The 2222-nt window shown below is 56.7% G+C and carries 3 protein-coding genes; all 3 read left to right on the top strand.

Annotated elements, in window-relative coordinates; translation table 11 throughout:
- On the top strand, nt 1–913 hold a 913-nt coding region (locus ACPLUI_RS14110; RefSeq protein WP_424660878.1), incomplete at its 5' end, for a RecB family exonuclease.
- A gap of 201 nt (nt 914–1114) precedes the next feature.
- Nucleotides 1115–1375 carry a nucleotide modification associated domain-containing protein gene (locus ACPLUI_RS14115; RefSeq protein ID WP_424660879.1) on the top strand — a complete coding sequence of 87 codons (261 nt, stop codon included), beginning with the start codon at nt 1115–1117 and terminating at the stop codon, nt 1373–1375.
- Between the two features lie 23 nt (nt 1376–1398).
- A partial coding sequence (locus ACPLUI_RS14120; RefSeq protein WP_424660880.1) for a DHH family phosphoesterase occupies nt 1399–2222 on the top strand: 824 nt, incomplete at its 3' end.

Genomic DNA, 2222 nt, shown 5'->3' on the forward strand with positions numbered 1-2222 from the left:
TGTCCGGCAGTGCTTCTACGACCAGCCGTGCGGGCTGTCCAGCGACCGCTACCCGGAGGTGCTGGCCCTGGCCCAGCAGTGGGCGGATACCCACACGGTGCCGCTGGCCACGCTGGTAGGTATCGAGGAATGGATGGAAGCCTGGCTGGCCGGGCGGAAGTATCTATTCCGGGGCATCATTGACCGGCTGGAGATTGACGGCACGACGGCCATTATCACTGACTGGAAAACCGACTGGCAAGTAAGGAGCCAGGCCGACGTGGAACGCGATTTCCAGCTGGCGGTATATGCCTGGCTGGTCAGCCGGGAATACCCGCAGATTGACCGGTTCGTTGTCCGGTTGGACTTCGTACGGTACAACGTTGTCCGGCAGGCCGAGCTGGACTTAAAGCGTGTAGGCCAGGTGGAGGACCAGGTACTGGGGCTGATTGCCCAGGTGAATGAAGCCATCAGGACCAACAGGTTCCCACCCAGACCCGGCCACTACTGCGCCTGGTGCGGTTACAGCCAGCAATGCCCGGCGGCCAAAAACATCCCGGACGACGTGCGGCCCATCACGTCGGTCGAGGACGCCCGGAAGGTGGCGGAGGAGCTGCTCATACTGGAAAAATTGATAACAGTTCGAAGAGAGGCCTTGAAATCCTGGTGCAATGTGAACGGACCTATTGAAGTCAATGGTGTGACATGGGGTTTTCACAAGGTCGAATCCAGAAGCATCGAAGACGTAGACTCCTTCGTGCGAGTTTTAAACCAGATGGGCATTGACCCCAGGCCGTACATCAAGGCCGACGCGACGAAAGTCAAAAAATTGCTTGGGGACAGCCCGGAGCTGCTGGAAAAGCTGGGGCCCGCAGTCCGGGACAACAGCTACACCCGGTTTGAGAGCAGGAAAGTCAAAGAGGGTGCAGCCTGAACGACGTGGATCGAGGTAGGACCTGGCGCGGCGTGGCCTGGCGAAGCCGGGTCAGGCGTGGCGCGGCGTGACCGGGTAAGGCGAGGCATGGGTTCACGGCAAGGCCGGGCGAGGCCTGGCGCGGCAAGGCGCGGCCAGGCTTGGCCCGGCAAGGCGTGGCATGGCTTGGATCATGGTTAAAATCCAAAGGGGTGATGTGGGATGTACCGCACCTTGGCCAACGAAATAGCTGACCTGTTAGAGAAAAAGCGTGCCGATTACGGCGACCCCAACCGTACCCTGGGACGGTTTGGGGTGAAGGGAATTGCTGTGCGGCTGAACGATAAGGTTGAACGCCTGATTAACCTGACATGGCATGATAACGCGAAACCGCATTTTGAGAGTATAGAAGACACCCTGATGGACATAGCTGGTTATGCAATCCTGGCCCTCGAAATATTGCGCAGGGAAAGGGATACCTGACCGCGAAAGGAGGCCCCCTTAACATGCCCACGCTGGTAACACACAACGACTTCGACGGCATAACCTGTGCCGTCCTGTTTAAGGCTGCGTACCCCCTGGAGGGGAATGTCCACATCACTAACTACGACGAGGTTGACGAGGTAATCCGCAAGGCTTGCGACGAACCGGGAGTGCTGTTTGTGACCGATATTTCGCCCCAAAGCAAAGAGGTAGCCGATTTACTAAAATCACGCGGGGAGGCAGTATGGCTTTTTGACCACCACAAGACGGCAGGTTGGTTGAGTAAGTACCCGTATGCCCACATCAACACCGAAAAGTGTGGTGCAAGATTGTTTTATGATTTCCTCCGCCCTTTTCATCCGAACTTGCAAGAATATGAACAACTCGTCTGGCACGCCAATGACTATGACCTCTGGAGACATGAATCACCGCATTCCGTCGTCCTGAACAGGCTGCTGCACGTTCTCGGACACGACGAATTTTTAAGGCGTTTTGTGTACTACCCTGACGTGAACCTGACCGACCGCGAGCGGTACCTCATGGGCATCGAGGAAGGGCGGGAGCAGCGGTATATCGAGGAGGCCATCAAAACTGCTGTCGTTTACAACTCAATCACCCCCTCCTGCGCAATCGTTTTTGCCGAACAGTATATTTCCCAGGTCGGCCACAAGCTGCTTGAAACTTACCCGGTTGACGTTGCAGTTATCGTTAATTTTCAGAAGAACACCGTTTCCCTGCGGAGCAGGGATAAGGGCGTCGATGTTTCGGAGATTGCCAAGGCTCTGGGCGGCGGTGGCCACCCCACGGCTGCCGGGTTTATGCTACCCCGAAATAAGTTTCGCAATGA

Origin of the sequence: Desulfofundulus sp. (assembly GCF_049701015.1) — a bacterium.
Lineage (GTDB): Bacteria > Bacillota > Desulfotomaculia > Desulfotomaculales > Desulfovirgulaceae > Desulfofundulus.